Origin of the sequence: Pedococcus dokdonensis (assembly GCF_900104525.1) — a bacterium.
GTDB classification, from domain to species: Bacteria; Actinomycetota; Actinomycetes; order Actinomycetales; family Dermatophilaceae; genus Pedococcus; species Pedococcus dokdonensis.
Genome location: NZ_LT629711.1, coordinates 1,697,132 through 1,712,887, shown reverse-complemented (window position 1 = coordinate 1,712,887; position 15,756 = coordinate 1,697,132). Strand labels below are relative to the sequence as shown.

Sequence of the window (15,756 nt, the reverse complement as noted above, 5' to 3'; positions counted from 1 at the left end):
GAGTCCGAACACACGAATGCCCGGCCCTTGCCCTGTGGGTTTGCCGTGGGTCCTTGCGGACTTCACGACAGCACTCGATGTGGAGTGCGCCTTCCAGATGTCTTGGTGAGAGTAGCAAGAGAATTGGAGTCAGTCTTCCACTTGAGGGGTTTACGATGCGTGTGTGAGCTCGGCCGACGCGATACCTATCCCCAGTGACGGCGGCGATGGCTGCAACCCGCTTCGCGCCGACGCGCAGAGGAACCGCGCGCGAGTGTTGAATGCTGCGCGCGAGGCGTTTGCCGACCAGGGCCTCGAGGTGCCGATGGCGGAGGTGGCTCGGCGGGCGGGGGTCGGGATAGCCACGCTCTTTCGCAGATTTCCGACCCGCGACGACCTCATCACGGCAGTCTTCTCGGACACCATGGCCCGCTACAGCGAGGCGGTCGACGTGGCCCTAGAAGACCCCGACCCTTGGCGTGGATTCTGTGGCTACGTCCAGCAGGTGTGCGCCATGCAGGCTGCGGACCGGGGGTTCATGAAGGTGCTGACCAGGACGTTCCCGCATGACAGGCTATTTGAGGCCGAGAGGGAGCGGGCGTTCCACGCCTTCACCACGCTCATGGAAAATGCCAAGGCGGCCGGAGGTCTGCGCGCCGACTTCGTGCCGCAGGACCTGGCCATCACCCTGATGGCGAATGCCGGGGTAGTGAGTGTGACAGGAGGCGCGGCCCCCGAGTCTTCGCCACGAATCGTCGCCTACCTCCTCCAGGCCTTCGCTGCCCAAGCCGCCCAGCCCCTTCCTCCAGCACCGACCCAGCGGCGTATCCACCGTGCGCTGCGACTGCATCGATGACCCTCCCAACTCGCGCAGCGCCCGACCTCATGGGAGCCCGCTGATGCCTTGGGTGCAGCTAGAGAGAAGCGCGCTCGCCGCGACCTTCGCCGCCACGGATCCCGAGCAGCCCACCCTGTGCGAAGGGTGGACTGTCCGACACCTGCTTGCGCACCTCGTCCAGCGCGAACGCCGGCCCTTGGCGCGGGCGATAGACCAGCTGTCCCGTAACAAGCCCGGTCAGGAGAGGCGGCTGGGCACGCTTGTGGACCGCGCCCGCACCGCTAAGGGGTATGACGAACTGTTGGCCCGCTTCGCGCGAGGGCCTTCGCGGTGGTCACCGCTGGCCTGGGCGGACGAGACCGTCAACTTCTTGGAGTATGTCATCCACCACGAGGATGTCCGCCGCGGTGGGACGCCGCCGCTCGCGCCTCGGCAGCTGGCGGAGCTGGAACTGGAAGCGATCTGGTCTCGCCTGGGCACTGTGTCCCGGCTGAGCTATCGTCACGCGCCCGTGGGAGTGACGTTCGCCCTACCGGCCGGGCGGGGTCAGGTGGTCCATCGCGGCGAACATGGCGTGGTGGTGACCGGCGACCCCGTGGAGTTGCTCCTTTGTGCGAGCGGTCGCCAGCGGGCCGCGCACGTCGAGCTAGCCGGTAGCCCTGAGTCTGTCCGCCGCTTCGAGACCTGGAGGAATTCGTAGCCTCCGCCCTGAGAGGACTCCTAGAGTGCACCTTCAACTATCCGGCACGAGGCCCTTGCGGGGTCTCGCGAGATCGACGGCGCGAAGCGACGTGGGTCGTGCCACTCTCCTGGCCAACCTCGCGGAGGTGCTGCGCAGCGCGTCCCACGAGCCGGTGGAGACGTTGTTGGCAGAGGGCGACGCCGACGGGTCGCTGCGCCAGGTAGCCAACCCGAACACCGTAGTGTTCGGCGTCTTCGGTGCCATCACCGTGGTAGGACTCAGCGCCCCGGGCGAGGGGCCTTCAGCTAGCACGTCCCCCGACGCGACGCGCATCTCCGCCGCGATCAGTGAGCTCGGCCTCGAGGGTCTCGCAACACTTGGCACTCGGGATGGCCACGACTCATGCGAGCGGTCGTGATGAACCGGGAGGAGTTCCTCGCCAGCTGGAACGAGAAGTTCCGGCCACAAGAAGATGGCGCTCAGCTTCCGCCGCACCACCACCACTGCCTCGGATGCGGACCCGACAACCCGCACGGCCATCACCTCACAGTTCATCGACGCGGCGAGGAGGTGCACGCGACTCACATCTTCGACGAACGCCACGTGGGTGCACCTGGGATCGCGCACGGGGGTGCCGTGGCCACGGTCCTGGACGACCTGTTCGGTTACCTGCTGTACCTAACTGGAGGTCCGGCGGTGACCCGACAACTCGAAGTGCTTTACGCCTCGCCAGTCATCCTCGGCACCACCTACCGTCTTGCTGCGAGGGTGCTCCGGGCAGAAGGGCGCAAGCTCTACGTTGAAGCCGACATGAGGGACGTCGAAGGGTCCCTTGTCGCCTCCGCCGCGGCCCTCTTCCTGTCGGTGGACGTTACCCACTTCGACCAGGGCATGCCGCGATAGCTAGGACATCGACGGGCGCCACACTCCAGCAACTCCTCGTCCCGAGGTGCCGTGTTCCGCAGTCGGGCGGGCAGAGCGGTCGCGAAGCGGCTCGAGGCGGGCGGCCTTGGTCGGAATCTCCGGAGAGGCGTCGGTACCACGCGACCGGCGCACACCCGGGGCGGCACTACTGTCAGCCGTGAGCGCCGGTGTCGGACTCGCGAGCGATGTCGGTCCTCCAACGTGTCGTCCAGTCAGATAGCGCGCGCAGCGCGGGCACGAGCGCCTGCCCCGCCACGGTCGGGGCATACCCGACCAGGCCCGGGTCCGTTGCGGTGTGACGCTCGAGGAGACCCTCGGCCTCGAGCCGGCGCAGCCGGTCGCACAGCAGCCGGTCCGAGACGCCAGGGACGGCGACGCGGATGTCGCTGAAGCGTCGCGCTCCCGAGAGCACTGCCAGCAGGATGCTGCCCGTCCATCTGCCACCGATGAGTTCTAGCGCCTGCTGCAGGCCGAGGCAGTGGCCGGGGGGCCATTGTTCAGGGGCGCGGCTCTGCTCGGTCACCGACTCATCATGACGTTTCAGACTCTCGCGCGAAACCTTGAGGCGGATCCACTTTCGGCGGAGGCCGACATCGCCCCGATCGTGCGATCGTCACTTATGAATAGTACTTACAAAAGATAAGCAGTCGAGTTAACATGGTGTCCGCGGTGCATCGTCAATGTCGCTCCGTACCTCGACGTGGAAGGCCCGGTGACTGGCCGTGGACATAGTTGTACTGGTGGGGCGCATCTTGTTCTCTGTGTTGTTCCTGATGTCGGGATTCGGGCACCTGACCAAGACCAAGATGATGGCTCAGTACAGCGCCTCTCGCGGGGTCCCTAAGGCAGTGGCGCCGACGTTGGTCTTCGGGACGGGGCTGATGATCGTGGCCGGCGCGCTGATGGTCCTGTTGGGTGCCTGGGGAGACCTAGGCGCGCTGTTCCTGGTGGTCTTCTTGGTTCCTACGGCCGTGGTCATGCACGGCCCCTGGGGTATCGAGGATCCTCAGCAGCAGATGATGGAGCAGACCCAGTTCCTTAAGGATCTGGCTCTGGCAGGGGCGGCGTTGATGGTGCTTGCCCTGTTCAGCTGGGCCGAGCCAGGCTTGGGGCTCACCCTGACCGACCCGCTGTTCGACCTCGACTGAGCGCCCCTGTGCTCCTCGGCCCGAACCGCAACGCCCATGTCGGGGGGCATCGTCGATGAGTGGGCTGATGCGGGTCGGTGACCTTGCCCCGGACTTCGAACTGCCCGACCAGCATGAGACCGCGGTTCGGTTGAGCCGCCTGCTGGTGGCTGGGCCAGTGGTTCTATTCTTTTATCCACTGGCGATGAGTCGAGGCTGCACCGCGGAGAGCTGTCATTTTCGTGACCTGGCGGCGGAGTTCGAGGCGGCAGGGGCGATGAGGGTCGGGATCAGCGGCGACACAGTTGCTCGGCAGCGACAGTTCGACGCCGAACATCGCCTCGGGTATCGGTTGCTCTCCGACGCGGATGGCACCGCGGCGTCCGCCTACGGGGTCCAGAGAACTCTTCCTGGATTGCCGCCGAGCCGCAGCACCTTCGTGATCGGCTCCGACCGGCGGGTGTTGGGGGTGATCAGCAGTGAGCTACGGATGGAGCTCCATGCCGACGAGGCGCTGCGGATCCTCGGAGCTGAGGGGCCACAAGGGTCTGGGTGACCCGCCGCCCGCGCCCGTCGCACCGGTTGTCCCGCTCCGCCTAGCGACGGCCCGGGGCCATCTCCGGCGGCAGAGGCTTGTCTGGCCGGGGTCCGTCGTCGTGGTCGGTGAGATGCGCGTCGGGGTCGACTGACGTCTCGAATGCAGCTGCGAGGTCCTCGCCCGAGGTGTGTCCGCGGGCCTGTCGCAGAGGCGTTTCACGCAGGAAGAGCAGGATCACGAACCCGAGCAGCGCGAACGGTACGGCGGCTAGGAACTGACCAGCACCGGCGGATGCCGGTCGCATAGAAGTCCCGGATCGAACCGAGAACGCCATTTTCTGCCTACGGGCTGCAACTGGGGCGCCGAGGAAGCGCGCCAGTCGGCCCGCACGACTCTACCCTTTTCCTCCTATGTTTTCCGGCATAGGATGAACTCGACCGTAAGGGACAGAGTGAGCGTGACCTGCGGTTCGGCTGCCAAGGCTGGAGGTGGGTCAAGTGGGATACTGGGATCTGAACGGGCTGGCTTGGCAACAGCTGGGCAACGCGATATGGGATGTCTTCGCAGTCCTGTGGTGGATGTTCGTGGCTTGCCTCGCCGCCGCCGGTGGATGCTGGTGTGTGGGTCAGTTCATGTATGGCGAGTGGGTCCGCGAACATCCCCCGCCGCGTCCCCGGTTCTTTGCCGAACGCAGGCTGCGTCGGGACCTCGCCCGAGGGCTTGCCGATATTGGGGACTACCTGACCGAACGCGATCCAGCACACGTCATCGACAAGCCCCCCCGTCCCAACCGCTCGCGGACTCGGAGCCGTCAGGGGTGGCACCGACCTTGAGACGGAATCCGACACTCGGCGCGCCTTTACAGCCCGAGGTTTGCACGTGATCTCTGCTGACCCCACCCGCGGCCGTCGGTGGCTGGATGCGAGGCTCCCATCTATCTTCAACGTGACACCGGCACCATCGCGGTCGTCGCACGCCGATCGTGCCGCTTGCGAACGGAGCGCCCGCGGCACGAGACCGCACGAGGGGGCGGTTCCTTCCGGCGTGCGAGGGCGAAGCGCAGCCGAGGTGTCGCGGAGGTCGCAGGCATCCCCAGCCGTATCGCCCAGGCCGGCCGCCCGCAACCCCGCGAGACTCGGCCTTTCCCGGCAGCGGTGACGACATCGACGCCGAGACGAGCCCAGCGAGTGAGGAGCCCGAGGCCCATAAGGCCCAAGATGCGCCGCAATATCCAAGAGATCCGCGCCCGGGTAGAAGTCCGTCGTTGGGTGATGGTGTGCAGATGACGCGCCGCTGGCAGGACGAGGACGACAAGCTGCTTCGGGTGGTCGAACATCGCTTTGATCCTGAACGAGGCCGGGACCCCCAGGATGCCAGCCAGGGTGCTGGCATACATGCTCGTCGACGACGGCGACTGCTACACGGCCGCAGGGCTCGCGGAGGGGGTTGGGGTCAGTCCGGCGAGCATCTCCGGGGCGGTGCGCGATCTCACCGCCAAGCGCCTCCTAGTCGAGGAGCGCGTGCCCGGGAGCAGGGCGAAACTCTACCGAGTTAGCGAAAGCGACCTTGGCAGCATGATCCTGGCCACTTGGATCCCAGTTCTAATGCAATGGGAGTCCGCACTGTCGGCTGCCACGATCGAGGTCTGCGGGCGTGGTGGCGGTGGCCACCGACTAGCCGAGGCGACATCGTTCGTCGCGTTCCTGCGCGGCGAGACGGAGGAAATGCCGGACCGCTGGTCTGACTACCGCCGGGAACCTCAGTAACCGAAGCGCCAGGTTTGTTCATGGGCCACCGAGTGCGAGAGTGCCAGTAGGTCAAGCCGTCTGGCGAGGCGCACAGGAGCATCTTGAGGATGCTCGGGCCCTCAGGTGCGGCTTTCATCCCATCAGTTGCGGATCTTGATGTCTTGTCGGTCGGTCGCCTCGGCCTGCTGGTTGAGCATGGTCAGTAGTTTGTCGCCCTCGATGTCGAGGTCGGGCAGCAGGCGGTCGAGCCAGCGGGGCAGCCACCATGCTCGCTCGTCGAACACGGCCATGAGCGCCGGGACAAGGGTCAACCGGACGATGAAGGCGTCGATGAGGATGCCAGCGGCAAGGGCGAAGCCGATCTGCTTGATCATGATGTCGTGGCTGAAGATGAAGCCGGAGAACACCGCGACCATGATGATGGCGGCTGCTACAACGACCCGGCTGGCATGGTCGAACCCGTGGACGACGCTGGGTCGGGCTGCCTGGCCGTGGATGTGGGCCTCGCGCATCGAGGAGACCAGGAAGACCTCGTAGTCCATAGCAAGTCCGTAGAGAATGCCGGTCACGATGATCGGCATGAAGCTCATGAGCGGGCCGCCGGTGTCGAACCCGAAGAGGCCGCTGACCCATCCCCACTGAAAGACGGCGGTCGTGGCGCCGAAGGTGGCCAGGATGCTGAGTAGGAAGCCGGCGGTGGCCTTGATCGGGACCACCACCGAGCGGAAGACCAGCATCAGGATCAGGACGGAAAGCACGACGATGATGCCGAGATAGAGGGGAAGCACGCCAGCGAGCTTGTCGGACATGTCGATTCCGATGGCCGTGAACCCGGTCACGCCCAGCCGCACCTGGTTGTCCTGGGCGATCGGGTTGGCTTGCTGGCGTAGCGACTTCACAAGGTCGCTGGTGGCCTCGTCACTGGGACCCGAGGTGGGGATGATGCTGAACACGGCCAGGTCGCCGGCCTCGTTGACGCCGACGGGTGCGGCCAGCACGATGTCATCCCGCTCCTGGAACTCGCCGATCAGCTTCGCGGTCAGTTCGGGTGTGACGCGGCCTGCGGTGCCGGTGGGCTCGGCGGTGACCAATAGAGGCCCGTTGAATCCCTCACCGAAGCCCTGAGAGACCGCCTCGTAGCTCTGACGGGCGGCGGTGTCCTGGTTCGCGGTCGCACCCGAAGGGATGCCCAGATTCATGCTGGCTGCGGGGATTGCCATCACCCCGAGGAGCGCGACCACGCCGGCGATGGCAGGCCGCCTGAACCTGATCACACCTTTGACCCAATGGTCAGCGATGCTGTGCGACTCCGCCTCCACCTTTGCGCGGCGCCGTGCGCGGGCCTTGTCCGAGCAGATCCGCTCCCCCACCAGCCCCAGCAGCGCGGGCAGCAGGGTCAAGGCGATGAGGACCGCGAGGGCGACTGTGGAGGCCGCGACCAGTGCCATCGTGGACAGCATCGCGATGCCGATGACAGTCAGCGCCGTCAGCGCGATGAGTACGGTGAGGCCGGCGAAGAAGACGGCACTGCCCGCGGTGCCGACTGCTCTCCCGGCTGCCTCATGCGCGGTGAGTCCTCGGTCGAGGATCAGTCGTCGCTGCCGGTTGACGACGAACAGCGCGTAGTCGATGCCAACGGCGAGGCCGACCATGAGACCTAGGACGGGGGTGGCGGAGTTCATCTCGACGGCCGTCGAGAGCGCATAGGCGCCACCTACTCCGATGCCGACGCCGACGAGCGCGGTGACCAGGGGCAGGCCGGCCGCGATCAGGGAACCGAGGGTGAGCACCAGCACCAGTGCGGCGACGACGAGACCGATCACCTCCCCGATGCCGACGGGGATCTCGATGGCTTTGAGTGAGTCGCTCGGGAGAACGATGATCCCGGTTCCCTGCTCGGCCCGCTCCACTACCTCGACCACGGAGGTGACGTCGTCATCTGTCAACGAGGTCGATGCCACCGTGAACTGGAACTGGAACAGCGCGACCTGCCCGTCGGAGGACACCAGGACGCCGGGCACCGGCGCCCCGTTCACCAGCAGCGGCTGGTAAGGGGGCGCCTGACCCTGGTCCGTCCCGGGCGGGGGATCGCCCGGTGCATTCTCTTGGGGGGTGCCGGGCGCGCCCTCCGAACCGGCGCCCGTCGCGGCGTCGAGGGGGTTGACGACCTTCTCGAGGTCGTAGACGTCGCTGACCGTGCGGCTGATCACCGCGAGTCGCTTCGGAGTGTCGAGGCGCTGACCGTCCGGTGCGGCGAAGACCACGCTGGCCTGACCCCCTGAGGCTTCGGGGAGCTCAGCGGCGACGCGGTCGAGCACGGTCTGGGCCTCGGTGCCTTCGATCTTCATCTCCGAGCTGACGCTCACCCCGTTGATGACCACGGCACCGACAACCACCGCGAGGATCGCGACCCAGCCCGCAATGAACAGCCAGGGCCTGGCGAACGCGGTTCGTCCAAGTCGGTACAAGAATATGGACATTGGTCTGGTTCTCCTTGGGCGAGAAGGCGCGGTGTCTAGAGTCCGTGGCGCAGGTAGTCGAAGGTCAGATCGAGGAATGAGCCGTAGTCCATCGACAGGGGGCTGAGTTCGCTCTCGCCGCCTAGATGCACATCGAGGGATCCCTCGAGGGCGGCCATCACGGCGCCGTACACGGCGCCGAACAGGAGCGGTACGTAGATGGCGGGGTACCGGTCTCCAGCCACGGACTCAAGAAGTTCTTGGGCGGTTTGGCGCATGCGTTGCTGAACGCCTAGGACGTGGGGCTCCAGCGTCGGATACTGCCGCGCCATGGCCATCAGCTCGCGCATCCTCACCAACGTTCCCGCGGTGAACTGCTCCCTCATCACGGCCAACAGGGCATCTAGCAGGGGCAGGTCTGCGGGCAGTCCTGCCAAGATCGCGCTGATGTCGTCGACGGCACCGAATGCGACCGAAGCGACTGCCTCCTCCTTGCACGAGAAGTGGTTCGCAAAAGTGCGTCGCGAATATCCCGCCCGCTCCACCACGTCCGTAGTGACGAATCCGAACAATCCCCGCTCCCGGGTCAGCTCGAATGCCGCTTTGGCCAGCGCCTGGCTCGTCGCCTCGCGCTTGATGTCCCGCAACCCACGATCCATATCCTCATTATGGCCGAGGCTGCCCAACGAGCAACATTGCCCAGTGAGCAGGAGACACTTCCTCTGAGTGAACCTGCTGCAACGCACTGTTACGCCGACTGTGGGCAGGTAGCGTGACAGCAAACGAAGGCTGCCGATCGGTATTCGGCACCGGTTCTGCCGCTGGGGCGCCATCGACTTACGGGAGTGCGAATGAGTTTCTGGTGGTCACGTGGTGGGGGCTGACAGCGGGCGCACGAGCACGACCCCCGGTGACGCGGAGCGGTTCGCTGATGCGGTGCTGGCTCTGCTCGCGGTCGCTCGGCGGACCAGGGGCCGAATGCAACCCCTCTTCGAAGACGTCACAGTGCCGCAGTTAGTTCTGCTGGACGCAGTTCAAGCCTGCGGCCGCGAGGGCATTGGGGCCCTCTCGGAGTACACGCTGCTGAGCCAACCGACGGTGACCCAACAGGCGGCGGGGCTCGAAGCAGCCGGTCTCCTGCGCCGCATCCCGGCTGAGGGCGATCGACGCCGACGAGTGCTCACGCTCACCGAACGTGGTGAGGAGCTCCTATCGGCAAAGCGCGGTCTCGTCGCCAACCGACTCTCTGCGGTCTGGACGTCTCTCGGCCCTGAGGAGCAGTCCATCGCGGTCCCATTGATTCGGCACCTTACGGATCTCGTCGGAGAACTCACCTGATTCCCGCCGCATTACCCTTTTCCTCCTATGTATTTCGGCGTATCCTGTGCCTAGGCCCTGTTTCAGACGTCTGCCGGCGCGGGACTGCCGTGTCCCTCAAGTGCGACGAACTCCCAGGCGAACAGGCGGCCACCTAGGTAGGTGAGTCATGCGGTGGGTAGACCTCAACGGGCTCGGACGGCAGGATCTGGCCGAGGCCTTCCTCGACGTGACCCGGTACCTGCTTTGGTGGCTCGTTGGTGGACTCGTCGCTACTGGCACTTGGTGGTACGGGGGCGTCGAGGTCTATCGCGCATGGTTGCGCGAAACTCCGGCTCCCCGGGTCAGGTTGGTGACTGAGCTTCGTCTCCGACGAGAAGCGCGCCGGGGTTGTCGTGCGCTCGAGAGGTATCTCGCGTAGCGAGGAACCTGCGGAGTCGGCCGCAATGCCAGGCCGAACGCGAGATGTCCGGAACGAGACACAGCCGGGACGCTCAGTCAGCCATAACCTGCAGAGATCCCAAAGACCCCCGACACAGCAGGGAAACAATGTTCTTTGACAGAGCCGCATGCCTGTTCGGACGACACCAATGGCAGCCCGTACGACGGCAGGGTAGTCGGCTGGTCGTTTGCCTGCGGTGCGGACAAATCACCGAACGCGAGCATGTCCGCGGTCTCGAAGAAGATCCGCCAACCAAGGACCTGCAAGCGGACCCGTCCCCGTGACGCGGTCGAGGCAGCACGGCTACTGGGTTCCCCGTCGGTACGCCGCAGCGACGCTCGAGTCTCGGTAGAGGCCACGATCTTGTGTCCCTCGGGGCGATCCGGTGGCATCGCCCATGGCATCCCGCACTCGCCTCTGCCGGTCGTCTCGTGCTGCTTGAGTCGAGGCGTATGGCGCGAGCGAGCAACACCATCCAACGGACGATTGAGCGCGCAGCGCACTGTCTTGACGCGGTAGGTCCTTGACGGATCTGTGTCACCACCTGCTTGACGTTCCGCCTAGGAAACTGAGGTTCCAGCGATAACGCGCTCGCTATCCCTTGATGCTACGCACGGCGGCGTCGGTGGTGCGGCGCACGACGCGGGTCTCGCCGTCGGGGCGCTCGATCGCCAGGGTTGTCTCGGAGACGTGCACGGTGAGCGTTTGGTACTTCACGAGCCGACCGACGGTGACCTTCTGACCGGCCACCATCAAGACCCCATTGCTCGCCACTCGCCGCTGCACCCGGACTGGTTCGGTCGAGGGCGCGGTACCGAGCCGACGGGGCGTCCCTGCTGCAACCGGGCGGCCTCGCCGGCCAGCAAAGGGTTCGGACGGCTGCGCAGCAGCTCGCGGGTCGCCAGGTCGAAGAACAGCAGCGGCGCACCTTCCTCGATGTACACCCCGACCCGGCGCACGGCGAGTATCTCCGCAGCCAGGACCACCGGCTGTCCCAGCGACACGGTCCCTTCTTGCCGACGGTCCGCTGGACCTCGAACACGGTCCTGCTCACCCGCGACCCTGGTCCAGCGCGAGACGCCAACGGAGCCGGCGCGGTGGCCGGGACGGCGCCGTGCGCGACCAGCACGTCGAGGTCGTTGACGCTAAACGCTTCCGCGCGCCGGATCTGCAGGCCGCCTCGCTGCGCCAGCTCGCCGAACAGCTTCGATAGGACACCGTCACGGAGCCGTGCCCCCGGGCCGCGCCGTAGTTGGCCCGTGCTTCGCGAGGCGAGGAGGCCTCGTGAGACCGCGAACTGCGCCCGACCGTCGCAATCTGATGGCCGCCGTCCAACGTGTGCCGGCTTACACCAGGCTGGGTTCGTTTGGGGGAGGCTGACGGCTGTGAGCCAGACGAGTCAGCGAGCACCGACCAGGCCGCGTGGCCTGCCCGCGATCCGCATCGGCATCACCGCCGGCGTCACCGGCCTGCTGTGCTGCGTTGGCCCGACCGTGCTCGCCCTGCTCGGTGTCGTCAGCGCCGGCACCGCATTCGTGTGGGCCAACGACCTTTACGCCGGCTACTCCTGGCTGTTCCGGCTCGCCGGACTCGCCGTGCTTGGTGGGCTGATGCTGTGGTCGCTACAGCGCCGCGACCAGTGCACCCTGGGTAGCGTCCGCAAGACCTGGCCGCGGCTACTGCTGGCCGTGGGCATCGCCGTGGGCACCTGCCTCGTCCTGTACGCCATCACCACCTGGCTGGGCGCCTTCGTCTGAAGGGCTTCTCCTCGACCCCGAACATCGGTTCCGCGACCACGTGGGCGCGTCGAAGCCGCTGGGCTGGCGGATGGCCGACCTGCGCCGGGCCGCGGCCTACACCCGCTCGCTGGCCAACGGGGTCCACACCCCAGCATGCGGCAGCTGGAGCCTTGTCAGCTGCCATCGCTGCGCTTCGCGCTCGACGATAGCCGGGAGGCTGGCAACGTGGGCTCCGGCAGGGTTTGATCTCACGGGAAGCGTCGTCGGGAGGCCCCTGTGGCGGGAACTCGCGAATCGGGTCGATGGTGTGTGTGGTGGTCATCCTCGGCGCGGCCGACGGGGAGCGGCCGTAAGGCCGCCGGTATTCGCGCCTGGTTCTGCACCTCGACTGGCGGCGGCTCAGGCCAGGTGCGCAAGCCGTGCACGATCCACGACGCGGATGGCGCGGTAGGCGATGTCGATGAGGCCCGCGCCGGCGAGCTCACCCAGCAACTTGTTCACGCTGGGGCCGTCGGGCCCCTAGCATGGCCGCCAGCGTGACCTGCGACAGGGCGATTCGGCCGTCGCGGTCTGCCTCGTCGAGCAGCAGCCTGGCCGTCTGAGGGTGCTGCCGAGCAGAGCGACCAGGCTGGTCTGGCTGTTGGCGAGCCGGACGGCACCCTGGTGCGCCCGTCGATGGAGCGCCGTAAGTTCCTCATCGTCAGGATCGACGCGCAGGTACCGCCCGACCTGCAGGTCCACCTCGTCTGCGACAACTACGGCACCCACAAGCAGCCCGTGATCAAGAAGTGGCTGGCCACCCCCCGCTTCCACCTGCACTTCACCCCGACCTACTCCTCGTGGATCAACCAGGTCGCGTGGCTCCGACCTCTCCGGGGGGAGCATTGGCAGCGCTTCGTCGAGGCCCGCGCAGATAGTTGTATAACCCACGCTTTGCCTACTATGGTTGCGTTATGCAACCAGACCGTGATGTTCTCGCGCTGGAGCGGATCGAACGTGAGTTGACTCTGTTGGTGCGCCGGGCGCAGAAGGTCCACCTTCATACCGACGTCTCGACGGAGCCGCTGGAACGAGCCGCGTACGCCATCCTGGGAGTTGTCAACGACGAGGGCCCTTTGCGTGCAGGCACCCTCGCCGGCAGATTCCGCATCGACCCGTCGACGGTGAGCCGCCAGGCGGCCAGCCTGGTGGCTGCAGGCCTGATGCTACGAGAGCCCGATCCGGACGACGGGCGCGCCTGCCGATTCGCTCTGACCGAGCACGGGCGAGATGCGCTGGAGGCCACACGTGCCGTGCGGCGCCGCGTCATGCGCCAACTGCTCGGTGCATGGCCCCAGGAGGACCGAGACGCCTTCGCCTCACTGCTCGAGCGGTTCAACGCGGGCCTGAACTCCGAGCTGGCCAGCTCCGGCCTGGTGGCCGCCACTTAAAGGCCGCGCAGCAACGCACAGATGGGCCTACCTCGCCTATGCCGACCATGGAATCTTCGAAGGAACCGACATATGACAACTCCAGACCCCCGCTCCACTACACCTGCGCCTGAGTCCCACGCCCTGCCCGGGATGCCGAGCCTGACCCATCGGCAGATCCTGACCGTACTGACCGGCCTGATGTTGGGAATGCTGGTCGCAGCCCTGTCCCAGACCATCGTAGCCACGGCGCTGCCCACGATCGTGGGCGAGCTCGGTGGCCAGGAGCAGCTGTCCTGGGTGGTCTCGGCGACGCTGCTGGCGTCCACGGCCTCCACCCCGGTGTGGGGCAAGCTGTCAGACCTGTATGGCCGCAAGATCATGTTCCAGTCGGCCATCGGCATCTTCCTGGTGGCCTCACTGGCCAGCGGCTTCGCCCAGAACATGGGCCAGCTGATCGGCTTTCGAGCCGTCCAGGGCCTGGGCGTCGGCGGACTCATGGCGCTCTCCCAGGCAATCATCGGCGACGTCGTCAGCCCTCGGGAGCGGGGACGCTACCAGGGCTACATCGGCTCCGTGTTCGGGCTGAGCACGGTCGCCGGGCCGCTGCTCGGCGGGTTCTTGGTCGAGCACCTGTCCTGGCGGTGGACGTTCTGGGCGGGGATCCCGATCGGCATCGCCGCGCTGATCGTCACCGAGCGGGTGCTGAAACTGCCCTTCCCGCGCACCCGGCACGCCATCGACTGGCTTGGTGCGTTCTTCATCGTGGCGTCAGTCAGCTCCCTGCTGCTGGTGCTCAGCCTGGGCGGCAAGGAGTTCGCCTGGAACTCCGGATGGACCTACGGGCTTGGCGCGGCCGCTCTGATCATGCTTGCCCTCGCCGTCTGGCAGGAGCGCCGGGCCGCCGAGCCGATCATGCCGCCGCACCTCTTCGCGAACCACACCTTCGTCATCACCAGCCTGGCAGGATTCATTGTGGGGGTGGCGATGTTCGGCGCCATCATCTTCCTCCCCCAGTACCTCCAGATCGTTAAGGGCGAGTCCCCCACCGCATCCGGACTCCTGACCCTTCCCCTCATGGTCGGCCTGCTCGCCACCTCGATCGGCTCTGGACGGGCCATCACCCGCACCGGCCGATACAAGATCTTCCCCGTTATCGGCCTGTTGGTGGCCGCCGTGGGTCTGGGCCTGATGTCGCTGCTGACCGTGGACACGTCCCTGGTGCTGGCGGGGCTGTACATGTTCGTCACCGGAGCCGGCATCGGGATGGTCATGCAGGTCCTCGTGCTGGCCACCCAGAACGCCGTCGAACACAAGGACCTGGGGGTGGCCACCTCGGGAGCGACGTTCTTCCGCTCCCTCGGCGGCGCCATGGGCGTAGCCGTGTTCGGCGCGCTGTTGACCCATCGCCTGCGAGACACCATCCCCGCAGAACTGGCAAAAGCCGGCGTGCCCGCCAGCCAACTGCGCGGCGGCGGACCCAAACTCGGAACCCCCGCCCAGATCTCCTCGTTGCCCGAGCCGATCCACACCGCCGTCATCACCGGCTTTGCCGACGCCCTGCAGACCACCTTCCTGGCCGCCGTGCCCTTTGCCATCCTCGGGTTCATCGTGATTCTGTTCCTTCGGGAGCACCCTCTCCGACGCGGTCACAGTCCCAGTGACGCCGAGAACATCGCCACCGCCTTAGAGACAGCCGTCGACCCAGACGCAGATCTCGGGTACGACGCCGACGCGCAAGATCGCAGTCCAACAACTCCTTCAGGCCGGTAAGCACGCCAGCACAGATCCCGGAGGCACGGGGGGCCAAGTCAGGAGTCATCCCAGAGTCCTGTTGTGAGTTCAGGCGATAACCAGGCAACCTTGAGGGGCATCGGGCGACTTGGCACCTGACTTGGCCAGTGACCCGACCGGCCCGGCTAGCCGCGACGGACGCCGGGAACAAGCCACGACATCGGCAGGCGCCCCTTTGGACACAGGCCACCCCCCGGACGTCGTACCTATCGCCGCTGGCCAACCGCAATGCGAGCAACACCGGTCACGCATCCGCATCCCGGCCGGCCTGCGAGGGCCGACCTCGGCGCCGCCCCCTCATCTGTCCCGATACGGGGCGCGCGAAGAGCAGAAAGCGTCGCGTGGTCCACGCCCGATGATCGGGGCCCATTGACACATCAAGCGTCTTCTGCTCGGCCAACGCGCAACCGGACTCGAACGTACGATCCGCGGAGCTGGGGTGCGCTGAGGCGCTCGGAACCGAGGCGAGGTAGTCCTCGATGGCGAGGATGCCGCGGGACGCGTCCCTTCGAACCGCGGACTCTGTTGCGACGCGAAAGCTCGGAGGTGGATTCGCAGAGGCCCATTCCGTGTGGATTCGCGGGTCGCCACACCACGTGGCGCCCCAGAGAACGCAGACGTTCGTCACAGCCCATCCCACGCACCGCGCCAACTGGCAGAGCACCTCCGAGGCTTGTCCTTGCTCCACCTCGAGCCCCATTGACCTGCTCCAACAGAACCAACGGCGACTATGCCGACAGCTGCTGGGACCTCCTGAGCG

At 66.4% G+C, this 15,756-nt stretch carries 16 protein-coding genes and 1 pseudogene; 12 read left to right on the top strand and 5 right to left on the bottom strand.

Annotated elements, in window-relative coordinates; all coding sequences use genetic code 11:
• Positions 1–163: 163 nt before the first annotated feature.
• From BLQ34_RS08230 to BLQ34_RS08215, 4 genes are all read left to right on the top strand, one after another.
• Positions 164–835: a TetR/AcrR family transcriptional regulator gene (locus BLQ34_RS08230; RefSeq protein WP_197674797.1), complete on the top strand. Its 672-nt coding sequence runs from the start codon at positions 164–166 to the stop codon at positions 833–835.
• 43 nt (positions 836–878) lie between these two features.
• A complete protein-coding gene (locus BLQ34_RS08225) occupies positions 879–1,517 on the top strand; it encodes a TIGR03085 family metal-binding protein (RefSeq protein WP_091783925.1) in 639 nt (212 codons plus the stop codon).
• 91 nt (positions 1,518–1,608) lie between these two features.
• A complete protein-coding gene (locus BLQ34_RS08220; RefSeq protein WP_091783922.1) occupies positions 1,609–1,917 on the top strand; it encodes a hypothetical protein in 309 nt (102 codons plus the stop codon).
• Positions 1,917–2,402, top strand: coding sequence for a PaaI family thioesterase (locus BLQ34_RS08215; protein ID WP_197674796.1), 486 nt, complete (start codon positions 1,917–1,919; stop codon positions 2,400–2,402). The genes BLQ34_RS08220 and BLQ34_RS08215 overlap by 1 nt, the downstream gene beginning before the upstream one ends.
• Positions 2,403–2,574: 172 nt before the next feature.
• Here the strand turns inward: BLQ34_RS08215 and BLQ34_RS08210 are convergent, their stop codons facing one another.
• Positions 2,575–2,946 (bottom strand): winged helix-turn-helix transcriptional regulator, encoded by a 372-nt coding sequence (locus BLQ34_RS08210; RefSeq protein WP_197674795.1) that lies wholly within the window; start codon positions 2,944–2,946, stop codon positions 2,575–2,577.
• 217 nt (positions 2,947–3,163) lie between these two features.
• Here BLQ34_RS08210 and BLQ34_RS08205 point away from each other — a divergent pair, with 217 nt between their 5' ends.
• From BLQ34_RS08205 to BLQ34_RS08190, 3 genes are all read left to right on the top strand, one after another.
• Positions 3,164–3,571, top strand: coding sequence for a DoxX family protein (locus BLQ34_RS08205; protein WP_231961499.1), 408 nt, complete (start codon positions 3,164–3,166; stop codon positions 3,569–3,571).
• 67 nt (positions 3,572–3,638) lie between these two features.
• Complete coding sequence (locus BLQ34_RS08200) at positions 3,639–4,106, top strand: peroxiredoxin (RefSeq protein WP_091789585.1); 468 nt, start codon at positions 3,639–3,641, stop codon at positions 4,104–4,106.
• 1,352 nt (positions 4,107–5,458) lie between these two features.
• The gene (locus BLQ34_RS08190) at positions 5,459–5,854 is read left to right on the top strand and encodes a helix-turn-helix domain-containing protein (RefSeq protein WP_331712539.1); all 396 of its coding nucleotides are present in this window, start codon (positions 5,459–5,461) and stop codon (positions 5,852–5,854) included.
• Between the two features lie 122 nt (positions 5,855–5,976).
• Here BLQ34_RS08190 and BLQ34_RS08185 read toward each other — a convergent pair whose 3' ends face one another.
• Complete coding sequence (locus tag BLQ34_RS08185) at positions 5,977–8,316, bottom strand: MMPL family transporter (protein WP_091783910.1); 2,340 nt, start codon at positions 8,314–8,316, stop codon at positions 5,977–5,979.
• A gap of 35 nt (positions 8,317–8,351) precedes the next feature.
• On the bottom strand, positions 8,352–8,954 hold the full coding sequence (locus tag BLQ34_RS08180; protein ID WP_157692943.1) for a TetR/AcrR family transcriptional regulator: 603 nt from the start codon (positions 8,952–8,954) through the stop codon (positions 8,352–8,354).
• A 211-nt stretch (positions 8,955–9,165) separates the two neighbouring features.
• Between BLQ34_RS08180 and BLQ34_RS08175 the strand changes: the two genes are divergently transcribed.
• Positions 9,166–9,633: a MarR family winged helix-turn-helix transcriptional regulator gene (locus BLQ34_RS08175; protein WP_172829371.1), complete on the top strand. Its 468-nt coding sequence runs from the start codon at positions 9,166–9,168 to the stop codon at positions 9,631–9,633.
• Positions 9,634–10,648: 1,015 nt separating this feature from the next.
• Here BLQ34_RS08175 and BLQ34_RS18730 read toward each other — a convergent pair.
• Both BLQ34_RS18730 and BLQ34_RS08170 read right to left on the bottom strand, forming a co-directional pair.
• Positions 10,649–10,807 carry a hypothetical protein gene (locus BLQ34_RS18730; protein ID WP_157692942.1) on the bottom strand — a complete coding sequence of 53 codons (159 nt, stop codon included), beginning with the start codon at positions 10,805–10,807 and terminating at the stop codon, positions 10,649–10,651.
• Positions 10,807–11,058 carry a hypothetical protein gene (locus tag BLQ34_RS08170; protein WP_091783904.1) on the bottom strand — a complete coding sequence of 84 codons (252 nt, stop codon included), beginning with the start codon at positions 11,056–11,058 and terminating at the stop codon, positions 10,807–10,809. Before BLQ34_RS08170 ends, BLQ34_RS18730 begins: the two co-directional genes overlap by 1 nt.
• 381 nt (positions 11,059–11,439) lie before the next feature.
• Between BLQ34_RS08170 and BLQ34_RS08165 the strand changes: the two genes are divergently transcribed.
• The 4 genes and pseudogenes from BLQ34_RS08165 (at position 11,440) to BLQ34_RS08150 (ending at position 14,975) form a co-directional block, all read left to right on the top strand.
• Positions 11,440–11,811: a hypothetical protein gene (locus tag BLQ34_RS08165; protein ID WP_197674793.1), complete on the top strand. Its 372-nt coding sequence runs from the start codon at positions 11,440–11,442 to the stop codon at positions 11,809–11,811.
• A gap of 702 nt (positions 11,812–12,513) precedes the next feature.
• A pseudogene (locus tag BLQ34_RS19255) lies at positions 12,514–12,648 on the top strand (transposase); the annotation flags it as partial.
• A 98-nt stretch (positions 12,649–12,746) separates the two neighbouring features.
• The gene (locus BLQ34_RS08155) at positions 12,747–13,223 is read left to right on the top strand and encodes a MarR family winged helix-turn-helix transcriptional regulator (protein ID WP_091783902.1); all 477 of its coding nucleotides are present in this window, start codon (positions 12,747–12,749) and stop codon (positions 13,221–13,223) included.
• Positions 13,224–13,355: 132 nt separating this feature from the next.
• Complete coding sequence (locus BLQ34_RS08150; RefSeq protein ID WP_197674791.1) at positions 13,356–14,975, top strand: MDR family MFS transporter; 1,620 nt, start codon at positions 13,356–13,358, stop codon at positions 14,973–14,975.
• Positions 14,976–15,756 lie beyond the last annotated feature (781 nt).

What these genes read in the sequence shown, in the direction of transcription:
- BLQ34_RS08200 (WP_091789585.1), top strand. Translation starts at nt 3,639, where the DNA reads ATGCGGGTCGGTGACCTTGCCCCGGACTTCGAACTGCCCGACCAGCAT.
- BLQ34_RS08185 (WP_091783910.1), bottom strand. Translation starts at nt 8,316, where the DNA reads ATGTCCATATTCTTGTACCGACTTGGACGAACCGCGTTCGCCAGGCCC.
- BLQ34_RS08225 (WP_091783925.1), top strand. Translation starts at nt 879, where the DNA reads ATGCCTTGGGTGCAGCTAGAGAGAAGCGCGCTCGCCGCGACCTTCGCC.
- BLQ34_RS18730 (WP_157692942.1), bottom strand. Translation starts at nt 10,807, where the DNA reads ATGGTGGCCGGTCAGAAGGTCACCGTCGGTCGGCTCGTGAAGTACCAA.
- BLQ34_RS08190 (WP_331712539.1), top strand. Translation starts at nt 5,459, where the DNA reads ATGCCAGCCAGGGTGCTGGCATACATGCTCGTCGACGACGGCGACTGC.
- BLQ34_RS08150 (WP_197674791.1), top strand. Translation starts at nt 13,356, where the DNA reads ATGCCGAGCCTGACCCATCGGCAGATCCTGACCGTACTGACCGGCCTG.
- BLQ34_RS08180 (WP_157692943.1), bottom strand. Translation starts at nt 8,954, where the DNA reads ATGGATCGTGGGTTGCGGGACATCAAGCGCGAGGCGACGAGCCAGGCG.
- BLQ34_RS08155 (WP_091783902.1), top strand. Translation starts at nt 12,747, where the DNA reads ATGCAACCAGACCGTGATGTTCTCGCGCTGGAGCGGATCGAACGTGAG.
- BLQ34_RS08215 (WP_197674796.1), top strand. Translation starts at nt 1,917, where the DNA reads ATGAACCGGGAGGAGTTCCTCGCCAGCTGGAACGAGAAGTTCCGGCCA.